Here is a 629-nt window from a genome sequence, read left to right on the forward strand (position 1 = left end):
CGTACCGGTTCGATTCCGGTCCTCGGCATAGACAAAGGTTGAAAGAAGCACCCTTAGCTCAACTGGATAGAGTACCTGACTACGAATCAGGCGGTTAGAGGTTCGACTCCTCTAGGGTGCATGGTCGGAAGGCTATGTAATAATTGAATAGGAACGAGCACCCTTAGCTCAACTGGATAGAGTACCTGACTACGAATCAGGCGGTTAGAGGTTCGACTCCTCTAGGGTGCATAAAGCGGTAGCTTTAGATCGGGAAGTAGCTCAGCTTGGTAGAGTACTTGGTTTGGGACCAAGGTGTCGCAGGTTCGAATCCTGTCTTCCCGATATTATGGCGGTGTAGCTCAGCTGGCTAGAGCGTCCGGTTCATACCCGGGAGGTCGGGGGTTCGATCCCCTTCGCCGCTATATTGTTGATCTTGTTGGACCTTTAGCTCAGCTGGTTAGAGCTCTCGGCTCATAACCGAGTGGTCGTAGGTTCAAGTCCTACAAGGTCCATTGTTATCTTGGAGGATTACCCAAGTCCGGCTGAAGGGAACGGTCTTGAAAACCGTCAGGCGTGTAAAAGCGTGCGTGGGTTCGAATCCCACATCCTCCTTAATATTAACGCGGGATGGAGCAGCTCGGTAGCTC

The 629-nt window shown here is 51.7% G+C and carries 6 tRNA genes; all 6 read left to right on the forward strand.

What is annotated here, in order from left to right:
• Positions 1–47 precede the first annotated feature (47 nt).
• The 6 genes from QM351_RS10285 to QM351_RS10310 all read left to right on the forward strand — a co-directional run bounded on the left by QM351_RS10285 (position 48) and on the right by QM351_RS10310 (position 594).
• Positions 48–121 (forward strand) — tRNA-Arg (locus tag QM351_RS10285).
• Between the two features lie 36 nt (positions 122–157).
• Positions 158–231, forward strand: a tRNA-Arg gene (locus QM351_RS10290).
• A gap of 19 nt (positions 232–250) precedes the next feature.
• Positions 251–324, forward strand: a tRNA-Pro gene (locus tag QM351_RS10295).
• Positions 325–330: 6 nt separating this feature from the next.
• Positions 331–404, forward strand: a tRNA-Met gene (locus QM351_RS10300).
• Positions 405–420: 16 nt separating this feature from the next.
• Positions 421–494 (forward strand) — tRNA-Ile (locus QM351_RS10305).
• Positions 495–504: 10 nt separating this feature from the next.
• Positions 505–594, forward strand: a tRNA-Ser gene (locus tag QM351_RS10310).
• Positions 595–629 lie beyond the last annotated feature (35 nt).

This window comes from Streptococcus parasanguinis, from assembly GCF_047465465.1.
Taxonomy (GTDB): Bacteria; Bacillota; Bacilli; order Lactobacillales; family Streptococcaceae; genus Streptococcus; species Streptococcus parasanguinis_AI.